Origin of the sequence: Streptomyces sp. NPDC006208, assembly GCF_040613775.1 — a bacterium.
Taxonomy (GTDB): Bacteria; Actinomycetota; Actinomycetes; order Streptomycetales; family Streptomycetaceae; genus Streptomyces.
The window spans coordinates 80,548-107,496 of record NZ_JBEXSW010000029.1 but is presented as its reverse complement, the minus strand read 5'-3'; the positions used below and the strand labels follow the sequence as shown (position 1 = coordinate 107,496).

The window sequence follows — 26,949 nt, the reverse complement described above, 5'->3', positions numbered from 1 at the left end:
CACGTAGGGGCAGGTACGGGCCGAGGAACGGGCCTCCATCACGTCCCGCTCCTCCCTGCACACCTTCGACCAGTACAAATGACCGAAACGCGGCTCGCGCGGCCGCCCATCGGTGTGGTGGTCTGTCAACGTGGAGGGGATCATCGCCGGCGCCTTGGCCGTCATAGGCACCTTGCTCGGCTCTGTGACAGCACACCGTTTCCAGGAAAAAGCCACCAGCCGAGCCGAGGGACGCGCCCACACCTATCTCCAGCACGAGCGGCTGTTTGACACCTGCGCCAATTTCATCGGCCTCGCCGAGGATTACCGCCGCGCCCAGTTCGACCGCTGGTCACGCCATGACGAAGACCCTGACGGAGAAGCAGCCGCTGTCGCCCGAGCTGAGTCCTACCGGCTCTATGTCGAGACCCGCAGCAGCGCCTGCCGCCTCAGGCTCGCCAGCAGCCGGGCAGATGTGCAACAGCTCGCCGATCAGGCCAATACGGTCCTTGAACTGACCAGTGCGATCGTACGCACCTCCGACAGAGTCGACATGCTCAAACGCGGTGAGACCGCCCAGCATGCCTGCGACGCCTTCGTCGTCGAGGCCAACGCCGTACTGCACCCCAGTAGCTGACCGGGCTGCAGAACAACCGCCAACGCTCCCCAGCCGGTTCACCGCCATGAACTGTCCGATACCGAGTGGGAACTCGTGCAGCCGCTGCTGCCCCTGCCTGTACTGCGGCGGCCCACGGCAACCCCTAGCCGGCCAGGGCAGCGTCAAGCATCCGGCGGGCGACCGCAGTGAGTTCCGCCAGGTCTGGCGCGGGCCGGGTTCGGGCCATCGCGCCGGCGAGGCGGTCGAAGAGCAGGCCTTCGGTCCAGGCGACCAGCAGCTCGGCGGCCTCCCGGGGCCGGGCGGCGCCCAGCGCCGCGAGAACGGCGGCCACACGGGCGCGGGCCGCCAGGCCCGCCCGATGGAGAGCCGACGCCAACTCCGGCGTGCGCGCAGCCTCAAGGCTGAGCTCGTAGCGGGCGAGTTGGCGCTCACGGCCCGTGGTCAGCCAGCGGTGCAGCAGCGCCCCGAGCGAGGCCGCGGCCTCCTCCCGCGAGACCGGCTGCCTCAACTCGATCTCGTCCAGGTCCAGTTCGGCGATGCGCCCATAGCATGCGCCGATCAGCGCCGTACGCGTGCGGAAGTAGTACGACGTACTGCCCGCGGGCAGCCCCGCCGCTGTGTCGATCGCGCGGTGCGTGAGCCCCCGCAGGCCGGCCGCGGCCACGGTGGCAATCGCGGTGTCCGCGATGAGGGTGCGGCGGTCAGGGCTGGACATGCCCTCACTCTACAGCTGTAGAGTGAGGGCTCTACAGCTGTAGAGGATGCCTGAACCGAATGGAGAGGTGTTCCATGCCGAAGCGTCACGCGGTGGTGGTCGGGGCCGGCATAGGCGGCCTCACGGCCGCCATCGCACTGCACCGCCGCGGCTGGCACGTCACCGTCTGCGAACGCGCCCCCGAACCCCCCACCACCGGCGCCGGCATCGGCCTCGCCCCCAACGCCCTGCGCGCACTCGGCACCATCGACGTCGACGCCGCCCACGCCGTCGGCAGCGCCGTACCCACAACGATGGGCCTACGCCGCTCCGACGGCCAGTGGCTCACCCGGACCGACACCGCCGACATGGCCGCCCGCTGCGGCATGCCCCCGATCGCCGTCCCGCGCCCGGCCCTCACCGCCGCCCTGGCTGCCGCCCTCCCGCCGGAGGCCCTCCGTTACGGCACCCCCGTGACCGCCGTCGACGACGCCGCGGGCCGTCCGACCATCCGTACGGCAGTCGGCCCGGACCTTTCCGCCGATCTGGTCGTCGCCGCCGACGGCATCCACAGCCCGCTGCGCCGCGCGTATTTCCCCGCGCACCCCGGCCTGCACTACATCGGCGAGACCGCCTGGCGGACGATCGTGGACGCCCCGGACCTCCGGATACCGGCCATGAGCGAGACCTGGGGACGGGGCGAGCGGTTCGGCGTGACCCCGCTCTCCGACGGCCGGTTGTACCTCTACGCCACCGCGGTCGTCCCGGCCGGCACCCGGTCAGCCGACCACCGCGCCGAACTCCGCCATCGCTTCGGCTCGTGGCACGACCCGATTCCGGCCCTGCTGGACCGCGTCGGTCGCCTCGAACCCGCCGACGTCCTCCGGAACGACCTCTACGATCTGGCGGCCCCGCTCCCACGTCTGCACCACGGCCGGATCGCCTGGCTTGGCGACGCAGCCCACGCCATGGCCCCCAACCTCGCGCAGGGCGGCTGCCAAGCCATCGAGGACGCGGTGGTCCTCGCCCACCTGCTGCCCGCCGGAGACAGTGGTGACAGCGGTGACAGCTCAGACTCCACCCCGGCCGCCCTCGCCGCGTACACCGCCGCCCGCCGCGACCGCACCGACGCCGTGCGTGTCCGCGCCCGCCGGGTCGGCCGCCTGGGCGCCCTCCGTAACCCGCTCGCGGTGGCGGCCCGCGACCTCGCGGTCCGTGCCACCCCTGCCCGCCTGGCCCTGCGCGGCATGGACGACCTGTTCAACGGCTTCCGCCTCCCCGGGTAGCAGGGGACCCGCCAGGTTCTTTCGTCAAAGTCCCGCCTGGCGCGCGCCGCACCTCGCTTCGTCGTCGCACCGCCCAGTGACGTCCAGTACTCGACCGGACCTCTGCCTCACGATGCACGGCACCGGACGACGCGGGGCCTACCTGTGCCACTTTGACCTTCGCCGGTCCGCTGTGGCCACTTGCCGCCTTGGGCGGCGGCCGGCGCAGCGGACCCTGCCGGTTCAGGGCCGAGAATGAACCCATGAACCGCCTGCTGCACCTCGACCGCACCCTCGACGAGCTGGACCCGCCCCGCTGGACGGCCCCGGCCGTCGACGCAACCCACCTGGTCCGCAAGGTGCATGAGTTGCGGTGCGTGCCGCTGAGCGAACTCCGCCCGGCCGATCTGCGCACGCTCGTCTCGCAGCGGGTGGCCCTGCCGTACGTCCTGCCACTCGCGGTGCACTTGCTGCTCGAGAAGCCGCTGCTGGACGCATACTTCTACGAGGGGGATCTGCTGCTGGCGGCGGTCGAAGCCCCGGCCTCGGCCTGGGCCCTGCTGCCGGACCTCGCCGCGCGGCTGCGCGCCGTGATCACGACTCTGCCGGAGGCGGCAGTCGCCGAACTGCCGCGCGGCGCCGCCGAGGAACTCACCCGCTTCGTCGCGCGGCCCGGATCACCTGGCTGACCTGATCAAGATGCCGGCGAGGGGTTCGCAAGCCGGTTCTTCCCTCAATGCCGTCACGCTTCTCCGACCACGCCGCCCACCCGCAGCGTGGAGCGAAGAACGAGCGGTTGCCAGACATGACGCGAGGTCAGCCGCAGTCGACTGACGCTCAGTCGACTGCCGATGGCGGGCACGGTGAGAGCGAGGTACTCGTCAGCGCGCCAGAGGGCTCCCCAGGAGACGACGGTCCGAGTCAGGACCACCGGGGTGCCCACGGCGATTCGTAGGCTCGGGCGAGAGCCCCTACGGTGTCTGCCATGGCCTGGCGCAGTTCCGCCGGTGCGATGACCTCGACGTCGATACCGAGCCGCAGCAGCTCGCCGCAGGCGTGTTCGGTGCTCTCGGTCGGGATGACCGCCTCGAGCCATCCGTTGTCGCCGACGGCGGTCGCTGTGGATTCGACCGCCCGCACCACCTCCGGGGGGACGTTGTCGGGCAGGCGCCGGCGTCCCCGAGGGGACAGACGGATGGTGGCTGTACCGGTGTAGCGGCGTGCCTGGAAGTCGTCGAGGTAGGAGGCCCAGTAGGTGCCCAGGTCGAAGTCACCCGGCCGTTCGAACACCTCGTTGCTCAGTACCGCGTCGAGGACTTGGGCGACGCGGTAGGTCGCGATCCCCCTCTCCGTAGCGGCCACGAGGTACCAGGTACCGGATTTGAGGACAAGTCCGTAGGAGCGGAGGCGGCGGTTCACCTCCTGCGGGGCCCGCCAGCGGCGGTAGCGTACGTCCACCGCACGCCGGGTGAGCACCGCGTCGACGAACAGGGGTAGATGCGGCGTCTGTTCGGCTTCTCGATACCAGCCGGGAGCGTCCAGGTGGAAGACCGCCGCGGTCCGCGCCGCCTCTTCCCGTAGTCCTATGGGTAGCGCGGCGAGCAGCTTCAGCCGCGCTGCCGTCACCTCGGCCGCGAGCCCCAGGTCCGCGGCGGGTCCGGGCAGTCCGGCGAAGAACAGTGCCCGCGCCTCGCCCTCACTCATCCCGGTCAGCCGGGTGCGGTAGCCGTCGAGCAGCTGATAGCCGCCCCCGCGGCCCTGCTCTGCGTAGACCGGAACCCCGGCAGCCTGCAAGCGCGTCAGGTCACGGTACGCAGTCCGCACGGACACCCCCAGCTCCTCGGCGATCGCTGGCGCGGACATGCGGCCACGGGACTGGAGCAGCAGAAGCACCGACAGCAGTCGACTGGCAGACATGGATGCATTCTCCTCGGAAACCCTGACAACCCCTGTCACACGGCTCGCCTACCGTCGGTCCGCGTCCCCGCTCAGGGCGAACGAGCCGCGATCCCGTACCCGGAGAGCACCGAACAGGAGTCCTGCCGTGCCACCGACCGACCTCGTCGACCTGCCTGCCGTGATCGAGCTTCGCCAGTACACGCTGCGTCCGGGCCGGCGCGACGAGCTCATCGAGCTGTTCGACTGTGAGTTCGTCGAACCCCAGGAAGAAGTGGGGATGATCGTGCTCGGCCAGTTCCGGGACCTCGACGACCCGGACCGCTTCGTCTGGTTGCGCGGATTCCGGGACATGACGACGCGCCATCGCGGGCTCACGGACTTCTACGGTGGCCCCGTCTGGGCCGAGCACGGTCCCCAGGCGAACGACACGATGATCGACTCCGACAATGTCCTCCTCCTGCGCCCTGTGCCGACCGGGAGCGGATCCACCATCTCCTCCGCCGGGCGGCCCCCAGTCGGAGCTCCTGCGCCGGACCGGTACGTGGCCGGCACCGTGTGGTCCTTCCCTCCCGGACGACATGACGGCATCGCGCTGATCCGGGACGGACTCCTTCCCGTGCTCCTGGAGACGGGGCCCGCGCCATTCGCCTTCCTGACCACCAACCACGCGCACAATACGTTCCCCAGGCTGCCGGTCCGCTCCGGCGAGAACGTCGCCGTGATCTTCACCTCGTACCCCGACGAGAGCGCGCACCGTCGACATCTCACCGACATGCAGGCCCATCCCCTGACACGGGGCGAGCTCCTGCCGGCCATCGAGCGAGAACAGACAGCGGCACCCCGGGAACTCCGGCTGACGCCTACCGGCCGCTCGCTCATCTCCTGACTCCTCAGCTGACAACCCGGAGAGACGGACCAGGGTCACCAGGACCGACGTGTGAGGGAGGCCCGGTGCTGTCAGTTCTCGTGAACGAACCGACGCGCTTCTGGGCCAAGTGGCTCCCCAATCGGTGCCAGGCGGGCGCGCGCTCTGGACCCGATTACGAGCGAACGGCCGTTACTCGAGGAGCAATCGGTGCGACCTGCTCCAGGCGACTCTCCCCCTCTCCCTCGTGGAGGTAGCCCTGCGCGGCCCGGGTCGCCTGAGGTTCGAGACCTTGGGAGGCAGCCGGCCGACCGCCACGCGCGCGGGCTGCCGGACATGTACAGCAGAAGAAATGCCGAGCCATCGTGGACGCGTGCGCGCTCGGAGCCGGGAAGCTCCCCGACGAGCTGCGTGACCAACTCTCCGCGGCGCTGCGTACAAGCATCCGCACCATTCGGGAATGCGTTACCCGTACGGAGCCGACCCCCACGTGGGGAGGTCCATGGCGACGAGGTGTCCCGCATTCGCGTTTGACAGACCCTGTGCGCAGCGCGAACCGGCGGAGGGGACCGGGCTGCAGAGATTCGGTGGACCCGGCCCGACGAGCGTGCGAGCCGGAGTCACATGGCTGGTCGGGGCATGAGCGCCGCCGGTGTCGGTGGCCGTCGGTAGGGTCCGCGGACAGGAAGTGACCCGCCGCCGTGCGATCGGGTCGGACGGGTGGACCGGCGAGGAGCGTGTGGTGACGGTGGGGAGCGGATCTGATGAGTGCACGGTGGGGGCGGACGACCTGTCGGCGCTGTTGCGGCCCTTGGCCTTCGCGGAGGGCACCGGTCTGCCTCCGGCCTTGTGGGCGGTGCTGGCCCGCGCCCTGTCAGGTCACCCGTGGACGACTCAGGACGTGAGTGTGGTCCGGGACCGGTGGGGTGGGCGCCTGGACGAGACGGTGACGCCGACGGCCTGCGATTACCGGCTCCGAGACCCGTCGGAGGCCCAGCGGCTGCGCGACCGAGGAGATCGGGCCGGCGAGCAGGAGACGCAACGGGCAATCACTGCCGCGCTGCTGGCCGAGGTGCCCGCGGACGGCGGCACCGGGCGCCGCGACTGGTCGGCTGCCGCCCCGTACATCGTCCGGCACCTCGCCACGCACGCAGGCGCGGGCGGTGTCCTGGACGAGCTGCTGGAGGATGCCGAGTACCTGGTGCACGCCGACCCCGGCGGACTTCTGCGCGCCTGCAACGCCCCCGGCTCGGCCGAGGGGCAGATGCGGCGGAGCGTCTACCGAGCCTCGGCAGACGTCCATGCCACCGTCGGCCTGTCGGAGAGGCGGGACATCCTCGCCGTCGACGCCGCCCGCCACGGCGAGCTCGGCCTCGCCCGGGAGCTGTCCCGCTTCCGACCGTTGCGGCCACGCTGGGCCACCGGGTCGATGGTCCACCTCGCCCTGCGCCTCACCAAGGCGGGACGGGGCGTGAACACCGCCGCCTGCGCTGTCATCGGCGGACGGCCCCACGCGGTGACCGGCTGCTACGACTCGAACGTCCGCGTGTGGGACCTGGTGGACGGTACCGAACACCTCGTGATCACCGAGGACGACGGCGTCTATGCGCTGGACTGCGTCGAGATCGACGGGCGCCCCCACGTGGTGACCGGGACCTGTTCCGGCGGTGTACGGGTGTGGGACCTGAACACCGGGACCGTGCGAATGGCCCTCGGCGGACACAAGGGCTGGGTACGCGCGGTGGGCTGTACGGTGATCGACGGTCGGCCGTACGCGGTCACGGCGGGCGAGGACTGCCTCGTCCGGATGTGGGATCTGGTCGACGGTTCGGAGCATGCCCGGATGTCCGGCCATACCGACGAGGTACGGGCGGTGGCCTTCGCCGAAGTCGGCGGCCGCCCCGTGGCCGTGACGGGGGGTTATGACAACACCGTGCGGGTCTGGGACCTGGAGGACGGTGTCGAACATGCCGTGCTCACCGGCCACACGTCCGCCGTCTACTCGGTGGCCTGTACGGTGATCGACGGTGTTCCCCATGCCGTCACCGGGAGCGGCGGGGAGCTCACGGCACGGGTGTGGTGCCTCACCGACGGTTCGGAGCGCGCCCTGCTGAGCGGGCACACCTCGTGGATCTCCGCGGTGAACTGCGTCAGCCTGGACGGCCGCCCGCACGCGCTGACCACCGGTGGCGACCGCACGGTCCGGCTATGGGACCTGACCGACGACTCGCAGCGCGCGGTCCTGACCGGACACGACGGTTATGTGGACGTGCTGGCCTGCGCGGCGGTCGAGGGCCGCCCCTACGCGGTGAGCGGCGGGCATTCCTCGCGCCCCCGTGTATGGGATCTGTGTGACGCCCTCCTGCCTGTCGCGCGGAAGGGGCACACCGGAACCGTGGAGGCCGTGCAGGCGGTGACGATCGAGGGCCGCCCGCACGCCGTAACCGGCGGGGACACCACGGTGCGGGTATGGGACCTTGCCGACGGGACGGAACGACTCACCCTTCCCAACCAGCACAGGGTGGAGGTGCTGGCGTGCGCGACGGTGGACGACCGCCCTCACGCAGTGACCGGGGCCTGCTGCGGCGACGTCCGGGTGTGGGACCTTGCCGCCGGGACCGGGATACGGAGCCTGCCCGGACACAACCAGCGGGTGGAGACGTTGGCGTGGGCCGACGTCAACGGCCGTCCGCACGTGGTCACCTGCGACCAGGACCGCACGGTGCGGGTGTGGGACCTGGAGGACGACACCGGCCGTCCGTTCCTCTCCGACCGCACCCGTTCGGCGGTGCGCGGCATGGAGTCCGTCGCCATCGACGGCCGCCCCCACCTGGTCACAGGGAGCGATGACGCCGCGCTGCGGGTGTGGAGGTTCACCGCCAGGAGTCGGCGCATCATCGCCACCGTGCACACCGGGCACCACTCGATCCGCACGCTCGCACACACCGTCATCGACGGCCGCCCGCACGCCCTGACCGTAGGCGGGAACGACACCGTCGTACAGGTTTGGGATCTCGCGGACGGCACCCTGCGGGCCACCCTCCCCGGGCACGCCTCGGGGGTGCTGGCGGTGGCGTGTACCACGCGGGACGGCCGCACGGACGCCATCACCCTCGACAACGGCGGCACGGTGTACGTCTGGGAACTCGCCGAAGTCCGGCTCCGGGAGAAGGTCGAACTACCGGCGCGAGCCCAGTGCGTGGCGGCCGTCGGGCCGGACCTCGTCATAGGGATGGGCGACGACGTGGTTGTGCTCACTCGCGACAACGGCTGACCTGCACCAGCCGGGCCGGCCCTTCCACCGGTGCCGACAAGGCGTCGTTCCTCGTCGGCACTGTCTCGCAGTACGAGTGGGCCCGCGGGACACGGCCGGCCGGGCTCCGACGAACGCATCACCGACGGCACTGCCGTGCGCTGTCCCCGCCGGCCACCGTCGCACCGCCCGCTGCGACGGTGGCGGCAGGCTGCGTCGCGTCGGTCGAGGTCCGTCACGGAGCCGAGCGGAGACCCTTGCATGTGCTGTGCCACTGCTGCGCAGCACGGCGCGACGGATCGGTACCGCCTCCAGCGTGTTGCCCATCGCGGAGTGACAGCAGCGCCGCCCTCGGTCCGCGGATGCGATCCGTGCCCTCCGGGCCGTACCACGACGGACCGGGCTGCTCGGAAGAGCTTCCAGGTGGTCGCTTCCATGGCGAACGTGTCCTTGCCGCAGGTCCGTGGACCGGGGACGGACGGATTCCCGGGACCGGCAGGCGCCGCGTGCACGCGGTGGACGCGGTGGACGCGGTGGACGCGGCTGTCGAGGTGCCGAAACGCGGCCGAGTGCCGACCCCGGCTTGTCGAACTCGCGCACAACGATGACCACCCTCGTGATCCGACGATATGCCCCTGTGGGGGACCGCCCCGCGGTTCATGGACCCTGTCCGGGCGCCTGCGCGGTCAAGCCCTGCCGTGGGCCTTCTGCGAGAGGCGTGACAGCGAGTCGAGGGCCACGGCGGCGAGGAGCACACCGCCGGTGATCACGGATTGCATGGGCGTGGGGATGCCCAGAAGGACCATGCCCGACGCGATCGACTGGATGACCAGCATGCCGAGCACAACGGACCAGGTCGTGCCCCGGCCGCCGAACAGGCTGACACCGCCGATGACGGCCGCGGCGACGGCGTTGATCAGCAGGATGACGGAGCCCGAGGTCTGGCCCACCGCGGCGACGCGTGAGGCCAGGAAGAGCCCGCCGACAGCGGCCAGTGTCCCGGACATCATGAACGCGGAGATCCGCAGCCACACCACACTGATCCCGGCGCGACGGGCGGCCTCGGCGCCTCCGCCGATGGAGTAGATCTTCCGTCCGTAGAACGTCCGGCGAAGGACGAAGTCCAGGACGACGACGAACAGCAGAAAGATCAGAACGGCGAGCGGCAGACCCTCGAACCGGTTCAGCACGTAGGCGGCGGCGAACGCGACCAGCGCCACGGCGCCGGTGCGCACGGCGATGACGCTGAGCGGCCGGGACAGCACGCCGAAGGCCCTGCGGCGGCGTGTGTCCCGGTAGGACATGAGGAGGAACGCGGCCACGCTGAGTGCGGCCAGCCCGTACGCGACTGCCGGGTCGTGGAAGTAGTACGTGGTCAGTGCGTGGACCAGACCCTCCTCGTGGAGGTTGATGGTGCCGCTCGCACCCAGGATGTAGAGCATGAGGCCGTTCCAGGCCAGCAGTCCGGCCAATGTGACGACGAACGCCGGTATGCCGATCCTTGCCGAGAAGAAGCCCTGTACGGCGCCGATCGCCGCTCCGGCGAGCAGGGCGGCGACGATCGCCAGCCACTCCGGCACGCCGTTGTTCACGTTCAGCACGGCGAACACCGCCGCCGTGAACCCGCTGACCGAGGCGACCGACAGATCCACCTGGCCTATCAGCAGCACGAAGGCGATGCCGAGGGCGATCATGCCCGTGCCGACGATGTCCACGCTGAGGTTGGACAGGTTGCGGGGTGAAAGGAACTGCGGGTGAAGACCCTGGAAAATGGCCCAGAGCAGGATGACGAGGATGATGCCGGGAAGTGATCCGAGTTCGCCGCTGCGCAGTTTGGCGATGAAATCGCCGGCGTAGCTCCTGAAGCCCCTGTCACCCGCCGTCCGGTGCTGGTCGACGGCCTCGGGCGCGGCGGAGGCAGGTCCGCCACCCGCCCCGGTGGGATCGAGGTTCGCGGAGGCGCGTGTCCTTTTCACATCGCTCCCTCCCACGCGCGGGTCCTGCGATGGGCGACGGCGTTGTCGGTTGCGCCGGTGATCGAGGAGACGATCTGCTCCTGGGACGTGGTCGGCACGCTGAAGAAGCCGTTGTTGCGACCGAGATGGAGCACCGCCACCTGGTCCGCGATGGCCTTGACGTCCCCCAGGTTGTGGCTGACGAGGAGAACGCCGACCCCCCGTTCCCGCATCCGGTCGATCAGGTCGAGGAAGTGGGTGGTCTGTGTGACGCCCAGAGCAGCCGTCGGCTCGTCGAGGATGAGCATCCTGGGCTCGTTCAGCAGAGCGCGCGCGATCGCGACCGTCTGGCGCTGGCCCGCGGAGAGAGAGGCGACGGGGACGCGGACGCTGGGGATGCGTATGGAAAGGGTGTCCAGCAGTTCCATTTCACGGGCACGGCGCTCCATGGACACCTCGTCCAGGACTCCGGTCCTGCCGATCTCATGGCCGAGGAAGAGATTGCCGACGACATCGAGGGTTTCGCACAGCGCGAGGTCCTGGTAGACACCTGCGATGCCCAGGCCCTGGGCGTCGCGGGGGCGGGAGATCCGGACGGGACGGCCGTCCCACTTGATGACGCCCTCGTCGGCGGGGGCGACGCCGGTGATCACCTTGACGAGGGTGGACTTGCCCGCACCGTTGTCGCCCACCAGCGCGACGACCTCCCCGGCGTGGATCTCCAGCTCGACGTCCGTGAGCGCCCAGACGGCGCCGAACCGCTTGGAGATTCCGCGGAGTGCCAGCATGGGTGCGTTCGGCACGTGAACCACCTCCTTCGCCCGTCCCGTCCGGCCGCAGACGAAGTGGCACGGCGTTGCGGGAGGGGCGGCGTCAGGCGCCTATTCGATGAGTCCGGCATTCCGGCAAGCTGCTTCGAGCGCAGGGGTGCAGATCTGGCTGACCGTGTAGAGACCGCTCTTGACGACGGTGTCCTTGACCGTGTCGCGGGTCACCGGGACGAGGGGGCCCAGGACGGCCGGGATCTCCTTGTTCGTGTCGTTGCTGACACGGTCCTTCGCGATGGTGTCGAGCTTTTCGCCACGGCCCAGCGCGACGGCCATCTCGGCGGCGGCCGCGGCTTCTGCCTCGAAGGACTTGTAGACGGTGACGTACTGCTCGCCCTTGACGATCCGCCGCACGGCCGAGAGGTCGGCATCCTGACCGGTGACGGGGGGCAGAGGTTCGCTGCCGGCGGCTTTGAGCGCGGTGACCACGCCGCCCGCGAGCCCGTCGTTGGCCGACAGGACGCCGTCGATACGGTTCGCGCCCAGCTCGGCGATGGCGGCCGACATGTTCCTGAAGGCGTTCTCCGGAATCCACTCGGCGGTGTAGTACGACCTGGCGATCTTCACCTTGCCCTCGAGAACCGAGAGCGCGCCTTTCATCAGGTCTCTTGTGTTGGGGTCGGTGGGGTCACCGTTCATCATCACGATCTGGCCGCCACGCGCCTTGGGGCCCATCGCCTTGAGGAGCTGCTCGGCCTGGATCCTGCCGATCTCCTCCGAGTCGTAGCTGGAGTAGGCCGAGACGGGGCCCTCGGCGAGGCGGTCGTAGGAGACCACCGGGACGTCTGCGTCGCGGGCTCTGGTGATCGAGGAGCGGAGTGCCTTGTCGTCGACGGGGTCAAGGATCAGGACCTTGGCACCGTCCGCGATCATGGACTCGATCTGCTGCTGCTGAGTGGCCACGTCCGCCGAGGCGTAGGCGTGAGTCACCCTGCAATCGGGGCACAGTTCCTTGACCCTCTTCACGATGAGAGGTTTGTCCGCGGTCGCCCAGCGAGCAGTGTGGGTGTCCGGGAGCAGCAGGCCGACCGTGAAACCGTCGCTGCCGGAGGTTCCCCCGCCCGCGTCCTCGCCTGCCTCGCCGCCGCAGGCGGTAAGAACGGCGAGCGCGCATCCCGCTGCCACGGCGACGGCAGTGCGGCCCGGACACTTCTTCGTCCGAGACATCTTCCTGCCACGTCTCCGGAGACTGTCCACCGTCTGGAGCCGAACCGGCATAGACCCCAATGTATGGGAAATTCTCAAGCAGTGGCGGCCGGACGATGCGGCGGCCCTCGCGCGCCGACAGGGTGATCAAGCCCAGCACCACGGGTCCCGGCGCCGCCTGCGGCCTGCGGTGCTACCGGGATGGCTGCCGGTCACCGCACAGGGCGCCGGTCCAGCTGTATGGATCACGAGCGTTGTCGACGCGCACGGGTCTTGATCGTGGTGAAGGCCTCCGTGTGTGGTGGAGGTGTCGAATCTTCACCGCACGGAGGCCTTCGTGACCCACCGTAAAGCCCTGCTGACCGTTCGTGGCAGGCGGCTGCTCGTTGACCGCGCCGCTGACCACGGTCACTGGGCCGGCGACCAGCTCGGCGACGGCCAGCACAGTGAACGCGGCCAGGAGACCGGCCGGACCACCCCGGGCCATGCGGGAGACGGTGTTGCGGAAGCTGCTCACACCCGGGATCGCGCTCGTCTTCCTCGATGGGCAGACTCGCGTCGAGAGCCGGGTGGCCGTCAACCGTGGTCTTCCGAAAGTTGGTACCGGCGTGTCTGCGACGTACCGATCCGGTCGGGCGGTACGAGTGGCGGGCCGGGCTAGCGGTGCCGGTGTCGAAGAGACGAGAGCGGGAATTGGTTGTGGCGATGGTCGGACTGTTCTGGGTGACTCCGGACGCAGTGTACGTGGGCTCGCCGCCGGCCGCCGACGGGGGATGCGTCCGGCTGAGTGCCGACGGACTGCAAGCCCTTGACCTCGACGGTTCCCGGATGTGGGCGTGGGAAGGACTGCATTCCGCGGTCGTCGAGGACGTGCCCGCCGAGGGCCCTGCGGGCCGCGCGCCGAAATTCCTCGGGTCGATGGTCTCGGCCGCGGTCGGTGCCTTCCTCGGGGAGGGGCCGCCGGAGATGACGCTACGGCTCGAGACGGAGTACGGGCCGGAGGAGCTGAAGGTGCACGCGGCGGCGGCCGGAGGGTACGGCGCCGAGGAGGCAGCGCTCTCGCAGGACCTGCTCGCCCGCTTCGTGGCGAGAACCGCGAACCCGCGGGTTCTTGAGGCGTGGGGTCGCGAGCACGGCCTGGAGGGCACCCCGAAGCCTCATGTACGGGAAGCCTTGTTGCGGACCTGGGCGGAGGGCTGAGCCGGCCTGGCGGCGAGGCGGATTCCACCCCCTTGCGGCGCTCGCTGCCTCGGTGGCGCTGGCGCTCGGGTCGTGAGCCTCACCGAGCGGTGGAACCCCCGCCGGCACCCAGACGCAGCGGTCCCCGGTGTGGGGCATCGGCCCCCAAACCCTCGACAGTCACGAGCAGTTTGCCCGAGCCAGGAGCCGCGCATGCCGCTCCTGGCCGACCCCGAGCGAGCCCGTGGCAAGGTCGTTGGAATCACCGCGCCTCTGATCGGGATTCGCTGCTCGGTATTCATCATCACCACAGACGGCCGCCTTCACTGGAAACACGTCACCGCCGTCGGCGCCACCTACCCGCCGGCCGCCGCCCTCGACTCGCAGCTCGCCACCCTGCCGGCCTGAGCCACACGAACCCGGCCCCTCGACCCCGCATCGCCGCCAATCCGATCGCTCGTCAGCTGCGAAGTAGGGGTGAAGCAGCGGCACTTCAGCGGCGCAAAGCTGCCACCTCACCGGTCACTGGTGAGAGCTGTGTGGTCTACGTACGGCCGTACTGGCAGTGCGGAGCGCCGGTGCCTGCCACTTGCCCGGGCGCGGCGGATTCGAGGGCCCACGCGGCGCGGTACGCGAACCTGACGATGCGCTGCGGTGCGGGGGCGATGTGCCGGGCGGTGCCGAGGGACGGGAGCCGGCCGCGGGAGCTGCGGCAGACCGCAGCAAGCAGCGGAGCGCTGTCAGTGGTGGGTGGCAGCATCTGACGCATGACGGACACCACGGCATTCGACTGGCGGCCCTTCCTGCTCAAGTGGAGCGGGGAGTGGGCAGATTCCCTGCCGGACGGCGAGACGCGGGGCGAGGACGACGAGGCCGCGCGACGGGCGCGGTGGCTGGGGTTTCCACCCGCGCCGGAGGAGCGGATCGCAGCCATGGAGGAGCGCCTCGGCCGACGGATGCCCCCGTCGTACCGGGAGTTCCTCAAGGTCAGCGACGGTTGGCGGCACGCGGGTGGGTTCGTGTGGCTGCTGGCGGGGACCAAGGACGCGTGCTGGCACAACGACGGGTCGGGACTCGCGGACATGTTCGAGGAGTACCTGGACGAGGATGCCGGGGCCGAGGAGCGGCGGGAGGCGGACATCTGGCGGCGCGGGCTGCAGCTCGACGTCGAGTCCGACATCACCCACGTCCTCATGGATCCCGAGGACGTGGATGAGGACGGTGAGTGGGCCGTGTACACGTGGGCGAGCTGGCGGGCCGCGCCACCCGAGCGGCACGCGAACTTCCTCGAGTTCATGCGGGACATGTACCGAGAGTTCCACAGCCTGCGGGCGCAGCCCGGCGACAGGGCGCCCGTATTCGTCAACGACACGACGCGAAACCTGGACGCCCTGGTGGACGAGGCCCGGCTGGAGGCGCTGCGCGGCGGCTGGGAACGGGCCGGGAAGACGCTGGACGAGGCCAAGGAGTACGGCAGACCGCGGGCCGCCGGACTGGGCGACCAGATACGCCGCCTGCTCGGACAGACCTACATGGTGTACTTCGAGCACTTGGTGACGGACCCGCAGTACGCGCCCGAGTTGCTGCCGGCGTTGGTCGCCGAGCACGCGGCGCACTCGTACCGGGACGAATCCACATTGAAGTTCCATCTGCAGGGCGCCGACGACGACCTGGTGGCGCTGGCTTACGCGACGCTGGATCAGGTGAGGAACGGTACCTACCGGTACACGGCGGCCGGACCGTTCGGGGAGGCGGTCGAGCGGGCGCGGGAGCTGGCGCGGTGGGGAGACGCCGACGAGGCATGGCGGACGCTCATCAACGCTCTGCCGCTGTGGGAGCCGCTGGGACCGGACCACCTGGCGCCGCTGGGGTGGGTGGCCGACCCCCTGCTCGGGCCGCTGCTGACCCCGGGACGGGGCCGCGAGCTGCTGTCCACCCCAAGGGGCGGGCAGGTCGGCGAGGCACCGAGTCCGACGGCCGGGCTCGACCCGGGCAACCTGGCGTGGCTCGCGGAGCCGGACCCGGGCAACAACCGCACGTCCTACCGGTTCATCCTGGTGGAGGGGGTGGAGCCGGAGGAATTGCCCGGGCGTCTCGCGGACGGGGACGGCACCGTGCTGAACGAACCCATGACGTTCTGGGAGGCGCGCCACAAATCGGCGGACAGCCAAAGGGAGTTCTTGTCCTACGACGACAGGGCTCTCATGGCGGTCGGCCGGGCCGGCACCGGTTGGAGCTTCGCCTTTGACGGCGACCCCGCCCCGTTCGACCGGCGGCGGTTCGTCTCCCCAGCCGCAGCCGCCAGCGCGGGCACCCGTGCGGTGGTGGTCTGGAGCGGCCTGCGGACATGGCATGGGGAACCGTTCTTCCACCTTTCGGTGGCGCGAGACGGTGTCGAGCAGTACGCATTCACGTACGTGGACGGAGAGGTCCGGTCGAGCGGGGAGATACCACGGGCGCTCGACCCGAGCCGGTTCTTCGATGACCTGGAGGACGGCGTCGAAGTGGAACGGTCGCTGCTGGAAGGGGTGACTGGGGAGCTCGGTGCCCGTCTGCCCCGTCATGCAATCGTGAACGGGCGGCTGCACACGCTTGCCTCCCGCTCCTGGACGCGGCCGCCGAGGGACGGCGAGACGTACGCGGTGATCCGCATGCACTGGGAGGCCGCGGGCACGGCGGACGGCGAGCGGACGGGAGACGACGGGCCAGGAAGCAGGTAAAGACCGGCCAGGCCGCGCACATTCTCGATGCGGTGAAATTCGACAGCATGAAGCCCTGGGATGTCAGAGGACGAACTCCCGGGGGCCTTCGTGCTGTCGGCTGGTTCAGACCCTGAGCTCCGGCCGCGCACGAGCGGCCTGCAGTGCTCGGCCTCGGCCTCGCCGAGGACCGGGTCGCGGGCCAGGCTGTCGGGGTGAGGCAAGGTCGGACATCGGGTGAGCCTCACGCGTACAGCTTGAAGCGCCAGGCCGCGAGCGCGGCGTCGTCGCGCTTGCGCAGCGCGGTGTTGAGATCGCCGAGCGCGCGGATCACCTCGCGGTAGCCGTCGAGCTCGAGCGCGACGAAGTAGTCGATCACCACGCGGCCGCCGGGCTCAACCGCGAGCGTGGTCACCGACGCGCCGGGCAGGAACGTCTGCTGGGGCGCGGCCGGAAAGCTGGTGGGGGCGAGCGCCGCCAGCAGCGCCTCTATCCGTGTGGGATCGACCCGGCCGCGCAGGCTGCGGAGCTCGCCCTTGACCCGTTGCTGGTAGCCGAGCGTGCCGTCGGTCGTCAGGGTCAGGATCTGCCGGCCCCACGGCGCGTCGGCAGCGGTCGGGTGACCCTGCTCGAAGGTGATCGTGCGCAGCGCCGCGGTCGCACCATGCGCGGCCGGGACCTGGCCCTCGCCGAGACAGGTGGTGCAGGTGCCGTAGTCGCAGGCCGGGCACGGCAGGGCCTCGTCGTCGAAGGTGGTGCCCTCGCACATCGCGCAGCCACGGGTGCCGTGACACTCGTAGCACAGCGCGAAGCCGGGGTCGGCAGTTTCGCGCGCCGACCGAGGCGGGCCGACCGGGTGCCAGCGTCCCTGGCTTTTGCACTGGTTGCAGCGCCCGCTCCCCTTGCACGAGCGGCAGCGGCCGTCGGCCGGCGCGGCCCCCGGCAGATTGCGCGGGACGCCGGTGCCGCGGCAGGTCGCGCAGATGCCGGTGCGGTCACACGGCCGGCACGGCACCGTGCGCACCGCAGGCACTCGCATTGCGGCGACCGGGGCGTCGTCGTCACCGTCGTCGTCGGACCGGTAGGTCACGTGGCTGCGCCCGTCGGGCTGGTGGGTGACCACCTGGCACAGCCGGTCGCCGTGCCAGGAGTAGATGTCGCGCGAGGTCGGCGCGTCGGCGCCGTCGAAGTGCTCCTCGACCTGGGGCCGGCCGTCGAGATCGATCTCGGTGCGGGCGCGTGCGGTCAGGGTGCCGTCGGCGCGGTGGTAGCCGCGCTCGATCACCCGGCCGGTCGCGGTCCGGGTCGTACCCACCACCTGGTACGGGAGGGCGCCGTAACGCGCGGCGTGCCCGGCCGGCTCGACACCGTCGTAGATCACCTCGTGGATCACGCCCTCGTGGATCCGCTCGACAATCGCCCCGGCCCCGGCGTCGATCCGCCGCACGTGGTGGGGCCGGCGCGCGGCCTCGTCGGCCGTGAGCTCGCCGTCGGGCTCGCAGCTCTGATGAGCGAAGTACCGGGTAGTCATATCGGCAAGTATGGCTCCCTCGCTGGAGGGTGATCCGCGATGCGAGGCATGTGGTGAGACGCAACGGTCCTTCGCGATCGAGCAGACCGTCGCCCGAACGAGACGGCGTTGGTCACCGGTGCTGCCGTGTCTGCACGTCATGGCGGCCCATGGCCGCCGGTCCGCTCCCCGCTGGGTGGGTCGAGGGCGACGGGATGGCGGAAATCGCCGGCGTGTGAGCGGCACAATGATCCGGTGAGCGTCCCGATCGCAATCTTCAGGCTCTTCAGCTACCAGCCTTGCGGGCACGAACTGCTGCTGCGCGTTCGTCGGCCCGCTGCCTCGAACGCTGATCAAGGGGCGCTGGATGCGGCCGACGACTTCGTCGACTCGGCGACGGAGTCTCTTCGCACCTGCTGGGAGCGACGGCACTTGCAGCACGAATGTCTGCACCAACACACCTCAAGCCTGGTCGCCGAGATGCAGGAGGAACCGGTCGGAGAGGAACTGTTCCACTCGGGACCTCGGCAGTTTGGGGTATGGGTGGCGAGGACGAAGTACGGCGCACCGTGGATGGTCCTCGGGACTGCATCGACCGAAGCGGAGTTCTGGCAACAAGTCCAAGACGACTCCGACCTTCTCGATCTTGGCCCCCAGGCGCCCGCCGAACTGCACCACGTCCATTTCCTCACCGACGAGGACGGCCGATCAAGCCTCTCGCACGGCTGAAACAAACGCGCGCTGCCTTCGAGAATCAGCCGGCCGTCGCGTACACGCTTGCCGCGGACGCCTGGTCCGCCGCCTGCGGTCGGCCTGCGGTGTCCGGTCAACGGTGCACTGCGCCTGCACACGACGAGGCGCGCGCCACCGAGCTGCTCTCGATCACACTCCGGACACCCGCGCCGATCATCTCGACGACGACACAGTCGTCTTGAAGTCCCTGGCGCGCGAGAACCGGCGTGCCGACGTGGCCGCAGGCGTTCACTCGCCGGTGACCGCGCCCGGCCGCAGGTCGGGGTGCTCGTCGGTCAGCCGATCCGGCGCCGCCTGTCTCCAGGAGTCAACGAGGATGTCGCGCAGTTCGACCAGATCCTCCAACGCGATGAGCCGCACCCGGACCCAGGCTGAACTCGCCTCGTGCGGTGGCACCCAGAACTTCTGCGGCTCGGCAGCGATCAGTTCTGAGCGCTCGTGCTTCGGGCAGCGCACGGCGAACGATGTCTGATCGTCGGGGATGGTGACGTACATCTTCCCGGCCACGCGGAATGTCGGCATGTTCCATGCTTCCTTCTCCACCGTCTCCGGAAAGGACAGAGCGATACGACGGATGTCCTCGGCATCGATCATGTCCCTACGGTAGCCAGCGTCACCGACATGCTCCCGTCGCTCGGACGGACATTCGGTCTGCTCCGGGTCCACGCCGGGGTTGCCTCGCCGCACTGGACGGTCGAAACCGCAAAGCCTCTGGCAGACGGTCTGAGAGGACGTCGCACGATGGGTGCACAGGCCCGACTCGCTCATACGGCGAGCGGCTCTGTGTTGCGGGATCCTCGGCTGGGACGGCCTCCAGTCGGACGAGCACTGGCCCGCCGCCCTGCTCACACTTCAGGCGTGATCTGCTACCCGCAGACCCGCCACATGAGATGGCGTCGAGGGACCGGGGCGCGTGAGCGCCGTATGCCGACGCCTTACCCCGCCTGCGCACCGGAAGTGTGGCCTGCGCTGATCCAGAGCCAATGCTCAGCGGGCACCGACGCACGCCTGGGAGCCCAGTGCCACCGGATCCACCGAGCCGTGTGGCATCCTCGAGGAACCGCCCGGGCGCCTGCCCAGAGTTCCCGACCCCGGCACAGGCGGGCACACGCGAGACGAGGCGGCTTGCGGTGGACCGCACAGGAAGAGGCACAGCCGGGACAGCGCAATCACGCCAGTCCGGGTCACTGACCCTTTCCTGGCCGGGCAGCGAGGTGGGTGTGCGAAGCAGGCCATCATCTGCCGGTGGACAGCGAGCACCAGAGCACACCGGTCGCCCCGGCGCGCAACGGTCCTGCCCGGCAGGCCCATTGCAGGGCGACACGGCTGGCCGAGGCGCGCGGGGACGAACCGGCAAACGCTCCGAGCCATCGGGTGTCGCCCGGCTACCCGGTGCCGTCAGTACTCGGTCTGCTGGAAGCCAGGGAGAAGAAGATCCGGGAAAATGTCGCGCGGCTGCGGGAGGAGGCCGAGCGGGTCCAGGCCGCGCTACGGCCGACGCTGAACGCCCCGGCGGGCGGCGACGGGAATCCTCGGCGTCGGTGTCCGTCACCGGGGGGATGTAGGTCAGCCGTCCATGATCAGGCCGGTGCCGGCGAGGCAGCCGTCAATCAGGTCCGAGTGGTGCTGGATCTGCTTGAGCCGGTGCTTCACGGCCCAGGTGATCTGGCCGAGATCGGCTGCGGCAAGGTTGCCGATGTCGCGTTTGACCAGGGACCAGACGCCCTCCTGCGGGTTCAGGTCCGGCGCGTAGGTCGGCAACTGGAACACGGTGAGCCAGTCGGAGTTCGCCGCTGTGAACTCCCGCAGCGGCCTGGTCAGATGCAGGCGGACATTGTCCCAGACCAGCACGATCGGGCCACCTAGCTGGATCCGGGCGCGGACGATCAGGTCCCGGAAGTCCCGCCATCCGAAGCCCTTCGGCTCGCCCCTGCGGCGCCGATACTCGCGGACTCGGTATATCAGCCGGAACCGCTCACCCGTCCTGTAGCAGCTCATGCCCGCCATCGACCTCGGCCGGAACCCCGACCGCGCACGCGGACGAGCGGGGTGCGGCCGATCCGGCCCCAGGTCCTGGCGCGCGGCGGCGTCATCGACTGCCCGGCTTCGTCCCCGAAGACGATCCAACCGTTGCACGCCGCCGCGGTGCTCTTACCCGCGGCCAGGTCTCCTTCCTGCCAGGACCAACCGTGCCGTTTCCGCACCGCCGCGCGCCCTCCACGGTGTAGGGAACGCGGAACAGTCTGCCGATCAGCGTCTTCACCCGCGCCAGCGTCCACCGCTGGTCCACCCACCCATGGGCCAGCGGCCCCCGATCCAACTCCCGCTCCAGTCTGGCGATCTGGACCGGACTGAGCTTCGGCCGGCCCGGCGATCCGTTCGACTGGACGCCGACCTCTCCGCGCTCACGCCAGGCCCGGCGCCACCGCTCCACCGACCGCTCGCTCACCCGCAGCGCGGCAGCGATCTCCCGGTTCCTCTCCCGGCCCTCGAAACGTTCGACGGCTTGTAGCCGGATTCGCTCCCGCGCGGCCCTCTCGGCGTCGGTCAACCCGCCGCCTTGTGCGTACCTCACAGCTACCAGGGCTACGGAGGCAGCCAGCCGCCGTCAGGCGAACCGCTCCGACATCACCCAATCAAGTTCAGTGGGTGAGGCGGAACACGCACTTCAGCGGCTGGGGGATGCGCGTTCAACGGTGTCCGAGGCACTGGCCGAGCCGCCGTCTGAGGCTGATCCTTTGGAGTGGACACCCTGACAATGGATCTTGATGGTCCAGGGACGGATGTCCAGGTGGGATGCCAGACTCCGTATCCGGAGGATTTCAGGAAGGACACCGTCGCGCTCTATCGCGCCGCGGCCGGAAAGCGGACGTATGCGGCAGTGGCTGCGGATCTCGGTATCACCGCGGAGTCGCTTCGGACGTGGTGCGCAGGGACGAGGCGCCGACCGCGCCCGTGGGCGCGACGGCAGCGTGAGCCCGGAGGAGGAGCTGGCCCGGCTACAGGCCGAGAACGCCCGGCCGCTCAAGGCCGAGCAGGAGTGGCAGCTGGAGCGCGAGATCCTGCGCCGGGCAGCGGCCTATTGCGCCCGGGAGGTGAAGTGAGCTCCTACCGCTGGGACTTCATCTCCAACAACCGTGCCGGCTTCGGCGTGCAGCAGATCTGCCGGGTGCTCAGAGCGTCCCGCTCCGGCTACTACCGGCACCCGGCCACCGAGCAAGAACGGGCGGATCTACGGCCACGTCCGCGAGGGCGACGGGCCGGCCCTGGTCTTCCTCCACTACTGGGGTGGCTCCCACCGCACCTGGCGACCGGTCATCGAACACCTCAGCCCCACGCAGACCTTCGTCTCGTACGACCACCGCGGCTGGGGTGAGTCCACCCAGGTTCCTGGCCCCTACGGCATCGAGCAGCTCGCCGACGACGCCGAACGCGTCATCGACGAGCTCGACCACGGCGAATACGTCGTGGTGGGCCACTCAATGGGCGGAAAGGTGGCCCAAGTGCTCGCCTCTCGCCGCCCCGCCGGACTGAAGGGCGTAGTACTCGTCGCACCCGCCCCGCCGGCTCCGATCGGTGTGACACACGAGTTCCAGGAGGCGCTGGCGCACGCTGGATTCCCAGCTCATGTCGCCGATCAGGCCGATGGTCTTCATCCGTTCACGCTCTCATGCCCGCGCAACCCGATTTCCGGGAGCAGCTGATCCGTACGGACCGGCCGGCGCCGGCAGGCGCCCCCGATGCCGCTCGTCCCCCTTCTCTCCCGCTGGGCGTCTGCTCCGGACGGGTGGTTCTGTCGGTGATCTTGGTGAATTCCGGTGACCCGTCCCGAGACCCCCCGGGGGGAGCGGCGCCGGGCTGCCATTGTCTGCGGGCGATCAGCACCGCCCGCCGGTCGCTGGACCGGAAGGAGAAGGATGAGCAGAGCCAGACAGGGGGACGCATGCTGAACAACCGCAGGCAACGGCGTGCCCTCACCATCGTCAGCAGCATTCTCCTCGTGCTGCAGGCGCTTGTCTTCGTCGGACCCGCCCCCGCGTGGGCAGGTCAGGACCAAGCGCTCGAGACCGGCTTCGAGCCGCACAACGCCACGGCAAATCCCCGCAAACCATCGCAGGTCGCCGTCATGCGGGGATGCACCGTCCGTATCGACAACAACTTCGGCAAGGACGGTTTCCCGATCACGCGGACGTCGGCCCTCCCGTGCTCGGGGGACCCGTCCCTCGCCTTCGACTCACAGGGGCGCCTGTTCGTCACCCATCTCTCGACCAGCTTCAACACCACCCCCAACCGGTTCGGAGTGGGGGTCGGCCAGATCAACGACCTGACGACGACGGGGAACCAGACCTACACACCCGTCCAGGTGAGCGCGAACAGCCCGAACAACCAGGACAAGCAGTGGCTGGTGGCCGATGCCAACCCCACCAGCCCCTACCGGGACAACCTCTACGTCGTCTGGTCGGACCTCGGCACCCCGTGGGAGATCCAGTTCTCCCGCCTCGAGAGCGGCGCCACGAACTGGTCGGCGCCACAAGTCCTCTCCACGGCCGGGGACGGGAACTCCTGGCCCTCCCACGCGGCTGTCGGTCCGAATGGCGACCTCTACGTCGTCTATCACGCCAACATCTGCGACGAGGGGACCGACGGGGCGCCCGGGGCGGGCACAGTACAGCTCCTCCGCGACGGCTCTGGCGGGGCCGACTTCGCCGCCGGTACCGTTCCGCAGCGAACCTCCGCGTTCGGGCCCGGACAGGCAAGCGTCTCCTGCAACGTGCAGGACAACTCGGGGGGTGAGATCCCGGGGACCGACTTCTGGCTCCAGGGCTCCATGCAGCCGTGGGTGCTGCCCGACCCGGCCCGGCCGGGCAACGTCTACGTCGTCGCCAACGACGACCCCAACGACAACTTCGGGAACGGCGACGACGGTGACGTCCGCATCGCCCGCTCCACGGACAACGGCGTCTCCTTCGGCCCGCCCACCAGGGTCGACCACGGACCGGGCCAGACCCTTGCGGTGATGCCCACCGCGCACCTCGACCAGGACGGGAACATTGTCGTCCACTGGTACGACACCCGCAGCGGCGAGCGGAACGGGGGCACCGGGCCGAACGGGAACGACAACTTCCTGCTCGAGGTCTACGGCACGACGAGCCGGGACGGCGGACTGACCTGGTCGCAGGACTTCAGGATCAGCGACGCCCCGTTCGACCCTGACCTTAACGCCCGGTGCCGCTTCGGGCCGACCTGCCCCGCCCGGCCGGCCGACCCCGAGCAGACCCTGCGCATCGGCGAGTACAACGGTGTGTGGACGGTCGACGGCATCGGCTACGCGACCTGGACCGGTAATGCCACCCCGCCGACCGGCGGCAACCCGGCCGCCGGAAACCAGACCACGTACTACGACACGTTCTCGCTGCTCGGGGCCTTTCCCGACACGTTCGAACCGAACGAGTCCATCGACACGGCCGTCGCCGCCGCGCTCGGCTCGGACGACCGGTTCAACGGGCGCCGGCTCAGCCTGCACAGCGCGACCGACGTCGACTTCTTCCGGGTCGTACCCCGCCACACCGGGCACCTGGCCGCCGACATCGCCTTCAACGAGGTGATCTCCGGGCTCCAGGCCCGCGCGTACGACAAGTTCGGCAACAAGGTCTCGACAGGCATGGTGGCGACGATCAGGCCGGGCAGCTCGACCAGCAGGCTCGCAATCCCGGTCGTCGAGGACGAGCCGTACTTCATCGTGGTCAGCGACAGCGGCATCACCGACCCGACCAAGCCGGGTGACGCCTCGCCGACCGACCCACCGCAGGCGACGTACGACCTCTCCGTCGTCAACCGCGAGGCCCCCGAACCCTTCGGCCTCGACCTCAAGCGCGAGTCCGACTCGGGCCGGTTCGACAACGACGACGTCACCAGGACCACCGGGCCGGAGCTCTTCCTCCGGGTCGACGACGCGGACCTGCGGGCCGCGAACATCCCGCTGTCGCCGGAGAACGGCACGTCCGCCCTCGTGGACGACGCCCCCGGCTTCAAGGTGGCCGTGGAGCGCGACGGCGAGCGCGTCGGCTTCGCACAGCCCGTGAACCCGGTCACCAAGCCGGGGCTGTACGCAATCGACCTGGACCCCGTCCTGACGGAGGGGGAGAACCTGATCACCGCCGAAGTGATCATCGTCGACCCGTCCGACGACCCGGCCGTCCCCGGCACCGCCCACGTCGTCGGCTCGGGCCCGGAGAGTGCGCACCGGCTGGGGATCACGCTCGACACGACCGCACCGGCCGCAGCGGCCGCGGCCCCGGACCTGCTGTCGTCGAGCGACACCGGCGGCAACAGCATCGACAACATCACGACCATCACCGAGCCCGCCTTCCAGGGCTCGCCGGTCGAACCGAATGCGCTGGTGCGGCTGACGGCCGACCCGCCGTCCGCCACCGGGCCCACCGTGGTCGGGAAGGACACCGTCACCTCGGCCGGTGAGTACGAGGTCGTCAGCGATCCGCTCGACGACGGAACGTACGACATTGCCGTGCGGCTCGAAGACCTCGCGGGCAACGTCAGCGCCCCGTCACCGTCCCTCGCGGTGACCATCGCCAACCAGTCGCTCACGCTCACGGGCGCCACGGCCGACCTCGTCGTCGACGTCGACCAGAACACCGTGACCGGCTACCCGGGCATCCCCGGCGGCTTCGTCGGCATCCGCGGTATCCCCGTGGTAAACCTGGACGCCACCGGCCACGAGGTCGCCATCCAGGGCGGTGCGGGCGACGAGTCGCTGACGTTCACCCCGACCAGCGCCAACAGCGGGCGGCTGTCCCGGTCCAACTCCGCGCAGGCGCTCAACTTCACCGGAGTCACAGGCGACTTGGCAGTCAACCCCGGCGCCGGCGACGACGAGGTCACCATCGTCGGCACCACCGGATCCGACTCGGTCTTCGGCACCGTGGACCTGCTCACCCTGCTCCGGGTCCAGGGTCTGCTGGGCCTCGAGATCACCACCGACCAGACCGAGCGGATCGGCGTAAGCGCGCGCGGCGGCCCGGACACGGTGGACATCACCGCCATGGACACGGTCAGCGCTCTGCTGTCCGTCAACTCGGGTCCCCCGAACACGGCCGCACCACCGCAGGGTGACACTCTGATCGTCCGCGGCGGCTCGCCCAAGGACCAGTTGGCCAACGCCCCCGGCGGCCCGTTCTCCGGCGAGGGCTCGGCCTTCGTCCGCTACCCGCACACGACCGGAGCCGAGACGCGCATCGACTACACCGAGACGGAGCGCGTGATCCTCGACCACTCGTAGAACACGGAGGCGAACACACCGCGGCGCCCTTCCCCGGCAGCACCGGAGAAGGGCGCTGTCGCGTTGTCAGTGGTGTTCTGCGGGGCTTTGCCGGGCACCTCAGGTCACCGCTCCCCCCGCCGCCACACCTTCGTGACCAGCGGGACCCCCGGGCGGTACGCGAGGTGGACGTGCGACGGGGCGTCGAGGAGGGCGAGGTCGGCACGGGCGCCGGGCGCTGGCTCCTGCCCATCACAACACGGCCAGCCTTCAGGAACCCACCAATCGAGTTGCGCCGGCCTACCCACACACCCGCCCGCTGCACTACCGTTCCGAGCTCGCTCGACACTCGCTGACCGAGCCGTGCAGAGCTCACGGCCAACGGGAACGGACGGGGCTCCCGAATAGAGTTCGCACGAGCCGCCGTAGGCGGCCGCTTTGCAGTTGGTCGGCGGGACAGGTATGACCGGCTTGCAGATGTTCCTCCCAGGCTGCGGCTTCCAAGGAAACGAGGACGACTCCCTCCGACGTAGCGAGAGCAATCTCCCTTCCAAGCGGCAAGACGTCGTGCACGCCGATACCAATGGAGAGGACGAGAGAACTGCAGCCGGCAGCAGGGTCCCAGACCCGCACCGACCCCGTCGCTGCTGGCGGTGGCCAGGAGGGTGCGACCGCCGGGGCCGGTGAACACCGTAACCTCGTTCACCTCGCGGGTGTGGCCGCCTGTCAGGACCGCGGTCTGGGAGCCGGTGACGGCGTTCCAGATCCGCACCGGAACGAGGACACCGGCGGCTTCGAGAGCGGCGTGATCGCCCACGGCCCGCACGCCGAAGCCCTCGCGGACGAGTACGTGAATCTGCTCCGCCGCTGGGCTGCCCATGACCACCGCCGCCGAGGAGCCGCCACGTTCCGGTACATGCCAGGCCCCGCCCCCTCGCCCCTGCCCCAGAACGCCGTACTGCGACGGCACGGCATCGTCACGGCGACCTGGCACTACCGATCTTGGGGGAAATTGAGCTTCGGGCGTGCC

Annotated in this window: 22 protein-coding genes and 1 pseudogene; 12 read left to right on the top strand and 11 right to left on the bottom strand. The window is 70.0% G+C overall.

Annotated elements, in window-relative coordinates; all coding sequences use genetic code 11:
- The first annotated feature begins 130 nt into the window (after nt 1-130).
- Nucleotides 131-616 (top strand): hypothetical protein, encoded by a 486-nt coding sequence (locus ABZ208_RS23825; protein ID WP_356911473.1) that lies wholly within the window; start codon nt 131-133, stop codon nt 614-616.
- 124 nt (nt 617-740) lie between these two features.
- Here the strand turns inward: ABZ208_RS23825 and ABZ208_RS23820 are convergent, their stop codons facing one another.
- A complete protein-coding gene (locus ABZ208_RS23820) occupies nt 741-1,313 on the bottom strand; it encodes a TetR family transcriptional regulator (protein ID WP_356911472.1) in 573 nt (190 codons plus the stop codon).
- Between the two features lie 74 nt (nt 1,314-1,387).
- Here ABZ208_RS23820 and ABZ208_RS23815 point away from each other — a divergent pair, with 74 nt between their 5' ends.
- Together ABZ208_RS23815 and ABZ208_RS23810 are read left to right on the top strand one after the other, a co-directional pair.
- Complete coding sequence (locus tag ABZ208_RS23815; RefSeq protein ID WP_356911471.1) at nt 1,388-2,578, top strand: FAD-dependent oxidoreductase; 1,191 nt, start codon at nt 1,388-1,390, stop codon at nt 2,576-2,578.
- Between the two features lie 242 nt (nt 2,579-2,820).
- Nucleotides 2,821-3,246, top strand: coding sequence for a contact-dependent growth inhibition system immunity protein (locus tag ABZ208_RS23810; protein ID WP_356911470.1), 426 nt, complete (start codon nt 2,821-2,823; stop codon nt 3,244-3,246).
- Between the two features lie 53 nt (nt 3,247-3,299).
- On the opposite strand, the gene ABZ208_RS23805 is transcribed toward ABZ208_RS23810, so the two are convergent.
- Both ABZ208_RS23805 and ABZ208_RS23800 read right to left on the bottom strand, forming a co-directional pair.
- A complete protein-coding gene (locus ABZ208_RS23805) occupies nt 3,300-3,500 on the bottom strand; it encodes a hypothetical protein (RefSeq protein WP_356911469.1) in 201 nt (66 codons plus the stop codon).
- Nucleotides 3,479-4,474 carry a WYL domain-containing protein gene (locus ABZ208_RS23800; protein WP_356911468.1) on the bottom strand — a complete coding sequence of 332 codons (996 nt, stop codon included), beginning with the start codon at nt 4,472-4,474 and terminating at the stop codon, nt 3,479-3,481. The genes ABZ208_RS23805 and ABZ208_RS23800 overlap by 22 nt, the downstream gene beginning before the upstream one ends.
- Nucleotides 4,475-4,601: 127 nt before the next feature.
- Here ABZ208_RS23800 and ABZ208_RS23795 point away from each other — a divergent pair, with 127 nt between their 5' ends.
- Together ABZ208_RS23795 and ABZ208_RS23790 are read left to right on the top strand one after the other, a co-directional pair.
- Nucleotides 4,602-5,342, top strand: coding sequence for an NIPSNAP family protein (locus ABZ208_RS23795; protein ID WP_356911467.1), 741 nt, complete (start codon nt 4,602-4,604; stop codon nt 5,340-5,342).
- Nucleotides 5,343-6,096: 754 nt separating this feature from the next.
- Nucleotides 6,097-8,595 carry a WD40 repeat domain-containing protein gene (locus ABZ208_RS23790; RefSeq protein WP_356911466.1) on the top strand — a complete coding sequence of 833 codons (2,499 nt, stop codon included), beginning with the start codon at nt 6,097-6,099 and terminating at the stop codon, nt 8,593-8,595.
- 665 nt (nt 8,596-9,260) lie between these two features.
- Here the strand turns inward: ABZ208_RS23790 and ABZ208_RS23785 are convergent.
- The 3 genes from ABZ208_RS23785 to ABZ208_RS23775 form a co-directional block, all read right to left on the bottom strand.
- Nucleotides 9,261-10,415, bottom strand: a complete 1,155-nt coding sequence (locus ABZ208_RS23785) for a sugar ABC transporter permease (protein WP_356911484.1) — start codon at nt 10,413-10,415, stop codon at nt 9,261-9,263.
- A 131-nt stretch (nt 10,416-10,546) separates the two neighbouring features.
- Complete coding sequence (locus ABZ208_RS23780) at nt 10,547-11,341, bottom strand: ATP-binding cassette domain-containing protein (protein WP_356911465.1); 795 nt, start codon at nt 11,339-11,341, stop codon at nt 10,547-10,549.
- Between the two features lie 69 nt (nt 11,342-11,410).
- Nucleotides 11,411-12,523: a substrate-binding domain-containing protein gene (locus ABZ208_RS23775; protein ID WP_356911464.1), complete on the bottom strand. Its 1,113-nt coding sequence runs from the start codon at nt 12,521-12,523 to the stop codon at nt 11,411-11,413.
- 702 nt (nt 12,524-13,225) lie between these two features.
- Here ABZ208_RS23775 and ABZ208_RS23770 point away from each other — a divergent pair.
- Both ABZ208_RS23770 and ABZ208_RS23765 read left to right on the top strand, forming a co-directional pair.
- Nucleotides 13,226-13,702 (top strand): hypothetical protein, encoded by a 477-nt coding sequence (locus ABZ208_RS23770; RefSeq protein WP_356911463.1) that lies wholly within the window; start codon nt 13,226-13,228, stop codon nt 13,700-13,702.
- A gap of 192 nt (nt 13,703-13,894) precedes the next feature.
- The gene (locus ABZ208_RS23765; RefSeq protein WP_356911462.1) at nt 13,895-14,089 is read left to right on the top strand and encodes a hypothetical protein; all 195 of its coding nucleotides are present in this window, start codon (nt 13,895-13,897) and stop codon (nt 14,087-14,089) included.
- 136 nt (nt 14,090-14,225) lie between these two features.
- Here the strand turns inward: ABZ208_RS23765 and ABZ208_RS23760 are convergent, their stop codons facing one another.
- On the bottom strand, nt 14,226-14,450 hold the full coding sequence (locus ABZ208_RS23760) for a hypothetical protein (protein WP_356911461.1): 225 nt from the start codon (nt 14,448-14,450) through the stop codon (nt 14,226-14,228).
- On the opposite strand from ABZ208_RS23760, the gene ABZ208_RS23755 reads away from it, so the two are divergent.
- Entirely contained in the window at nt 14,449-16,401 is a 1,953-nt protein-coding gene (locus tag ABZ208_RS23755; RefSeq protein WP_356911460.1) for an SMI1/KNR4 family protein, read from the top strand. The genes ABZ208_RS23760 and ABZ208_RS23755 overlap by 2 nt on opposite strands.
- A 223-nt stretch (nt 16,402-16,624) precedes the next feature.
- Here ABZ208_RS23755 and ABZ208_RS23750 read toward each other — a convergent pair whose 3' ends face one another.
- Nucleotides 16,625-17,911, bottom strand: a complete 1,287-nt coding sequence (locus ABZ208_RS23750) for a hypothetical protein (RefSeq protein ID WP_356911459.1) — start codon at nt 17,909-17,911, stop codon at nt 16,625-16,627.
- 234 nt (nt 17,912-18,145) lie between these two features.
- On the opposite strand from ABZ208_RS23750, the gene ABZ208_RS23745 reads away from it, so the two are divergent.
- Nucleotides 18,146-18,619 carry a hypothetical protein gene (locus ABZ208_RS23745; RefSeq protein ID WP_356911458.1) on the top strand — a complete coding sequence of 158 codons (474 nt, stop codon included), beginning with the start codon at nt 18,146-18,148 and terminating at the stop codon, nt 18,617-18,619.
- Between the two features lie 252 nt (nt 18,620-18,871).
- On the opposite strand, the gene ABZ208_RS23740 is transcribed toward ABZ208_RS23745, so the two are convergent.
- The 3 genes from ABZ208_RS23740 to ABZ208_RS23730 form a co-directional block, all read right to left on the bottom strand.
- Nucleotides 18,872-19,237, bottom strand: a complete 366-nt coding sequence (locus tag ABZ208_RS23740; RefSeq protein ID WP_356911457.1) for an MmcQ/YjbR family DNA-binding protein — start codon at nt 19,235-19,237, stop codon at nt 18,872-18,874.
- A gap of 972 nt (nt 19,238-20,209) precedes the next feature.
- Entirely contained in the window at nt 20,210-20,641 is a 432-nt protein-coding gene (locus ABZ208_RS23735) for a transposase (RefSeq protein WP_356911456.1), read from the bottom strand.
- Between the two features lie 91 nt (nt 20,642-20,732).
- Nucleotides 20,733-21,218 (bottom strand): helix-turn-helix domain-containing protein, encoded by a 486-nt coding sequence (locus ABZ208_RS23730; protein ID WP_356911455.1) that lies wholly within the window; start codon nt 21,216-21,218, stop codon nt 20,733-20,735.
- A gap of 216 nt (nt 21,219-21,434) precedes the next feature.
- On the opposite strand from ABZ208_RS23730, the pseudogene ABZ208_RS23725 reads away from it, so the two are divergent.
- The 3 genes and pseudogenes from ABZ208_RS23725 to ABZ208_RS23715 all read left to right on the top strand — a co-directional run.
- Nucleotides 21,435-21,860: pseudogene (locus tag ABZ208_RS23725) on the top strand (transposase); the annotation flags it as partial.
- Nucleotides 21,781-22,347: an alpha/beta fold hydrolase gene (locus ABZ208_RS23720; RefSeq protein ID WP_356911454.1), complete on the top strand. Its 567-nt coding sequence runs from the start codon at nt 21,781-21,783 to the stop codon at nt 22,345-22,347. The pseudogene ABZ208_RS23725 and the gene ABZ208_RS23720, both read left to right, overlap by 80 nt.
- Before the next feature lie 239 nt (nt 22,348-22,586).
- Nucleotides 22,587-25,940: an Ig-like domain-containing protein gene (locus ABZ208_RS23715; protein ID WP_356911453.1), complete on the top strand. Its 3,354-nt coding sequence runs from the start codon at nt 22,587-22,589 to the stop codon at nt 25,938-25,940.
- Nucleotides 25,941-26,949 lie beyond the last annotated feature (1,009 nt).

Excerpts from the sequence above, each read along its gene's own strand:
- ABZ208_RS23820 (WP_356911472.1), bottom strand. The coding sequence starts at position 1,313 with ATGTCCAGCCCTGACCGCCGCACCCTCATCGCGGACACCGCGATTGCC.
- ABZ208_RS23815 (WP_356911471.1), top strand. The coding sequence starts at position 1,388 with ATGCCGAAGCGTCACGCGGTGGTGGTCGGGGCCGGCATAGGCGGCCTC.
- ABZ208_RS23810 (WP_356911470.1), top strand. The coding sequence starts at position 2,821 with ATGAACCGCCTGCTGCACCTCGACCGCACCCTCGACGAGCTGGACCCG.
- ABZ208_RS23800 (WP_356911468.1), bottom strand. The coding sequence starts at position 4,474 with ATGTCTGCCAGTCGACTGCTGTCGGTGCTTCTGCTGCTCCAGTCCCGT.
- ABZ208_RS23775 (WP_356911464.1), bottom strand. The coding sequence starts at position 12,523 with ATGTCTCGGACGAAGAAGTGTCCGGGCCGCACTGCCGTCGCCGTGGCA.
- ABZ208_RS23765 (WP_356911462.1), top strand. The coding sequence starts at position 13,895 with ATGCCGCTCCTGGCCGACCCCGAGCGAGCCCGTGGCAAGGTCGTTGGA.
- ABZ208_RS23755 (WP_356911460.1), top strand. The coding sequence starts at position 14,449 with ATGACGGACACCACGGCATTCGACTGGCGGCCCTTCCTGCTCAAGTGG.
- ABZ208_RS23760 (WP_356911461.1), bottom strand. The coding sequence starts at position 14,450 with ATGCGTCAGATGCTGCCACCCACCACTGACAGCGCTCCGCTGCTTGCT.
- ABZ208_RS23750 (WP_356911459.1), bottom strand. The coding sequence starts at position 17,911 with ATGACTACCCGGTACTTCGCTCATCAGAGCTGCGAGCCCGACGGCGAG.
- ABZ208_RS23740 (WP_356911457.1), bottom strand. The coding sequence starts at position 19,237 with ATGATCGATGCCGAGGACATCCGTCGTATCGCTCTGTCCTTTCCGGAG.
- ABZ208_RS23735 (WP_356911456.1), bottom strand. The coding sequence starts at position 20,641 with ATGAGCTGCTACAGGACGGGTGAGCGGTTCCGGCTGATATACCGAGTC.
- ABZ208_RS23715 (WP_356911453.1), top strand. The coding sequence starts at position 22,587 with ATGCTGAACAACCGCAGGCAACGGCGTGCCCTCACCATCGTCAGCAGC.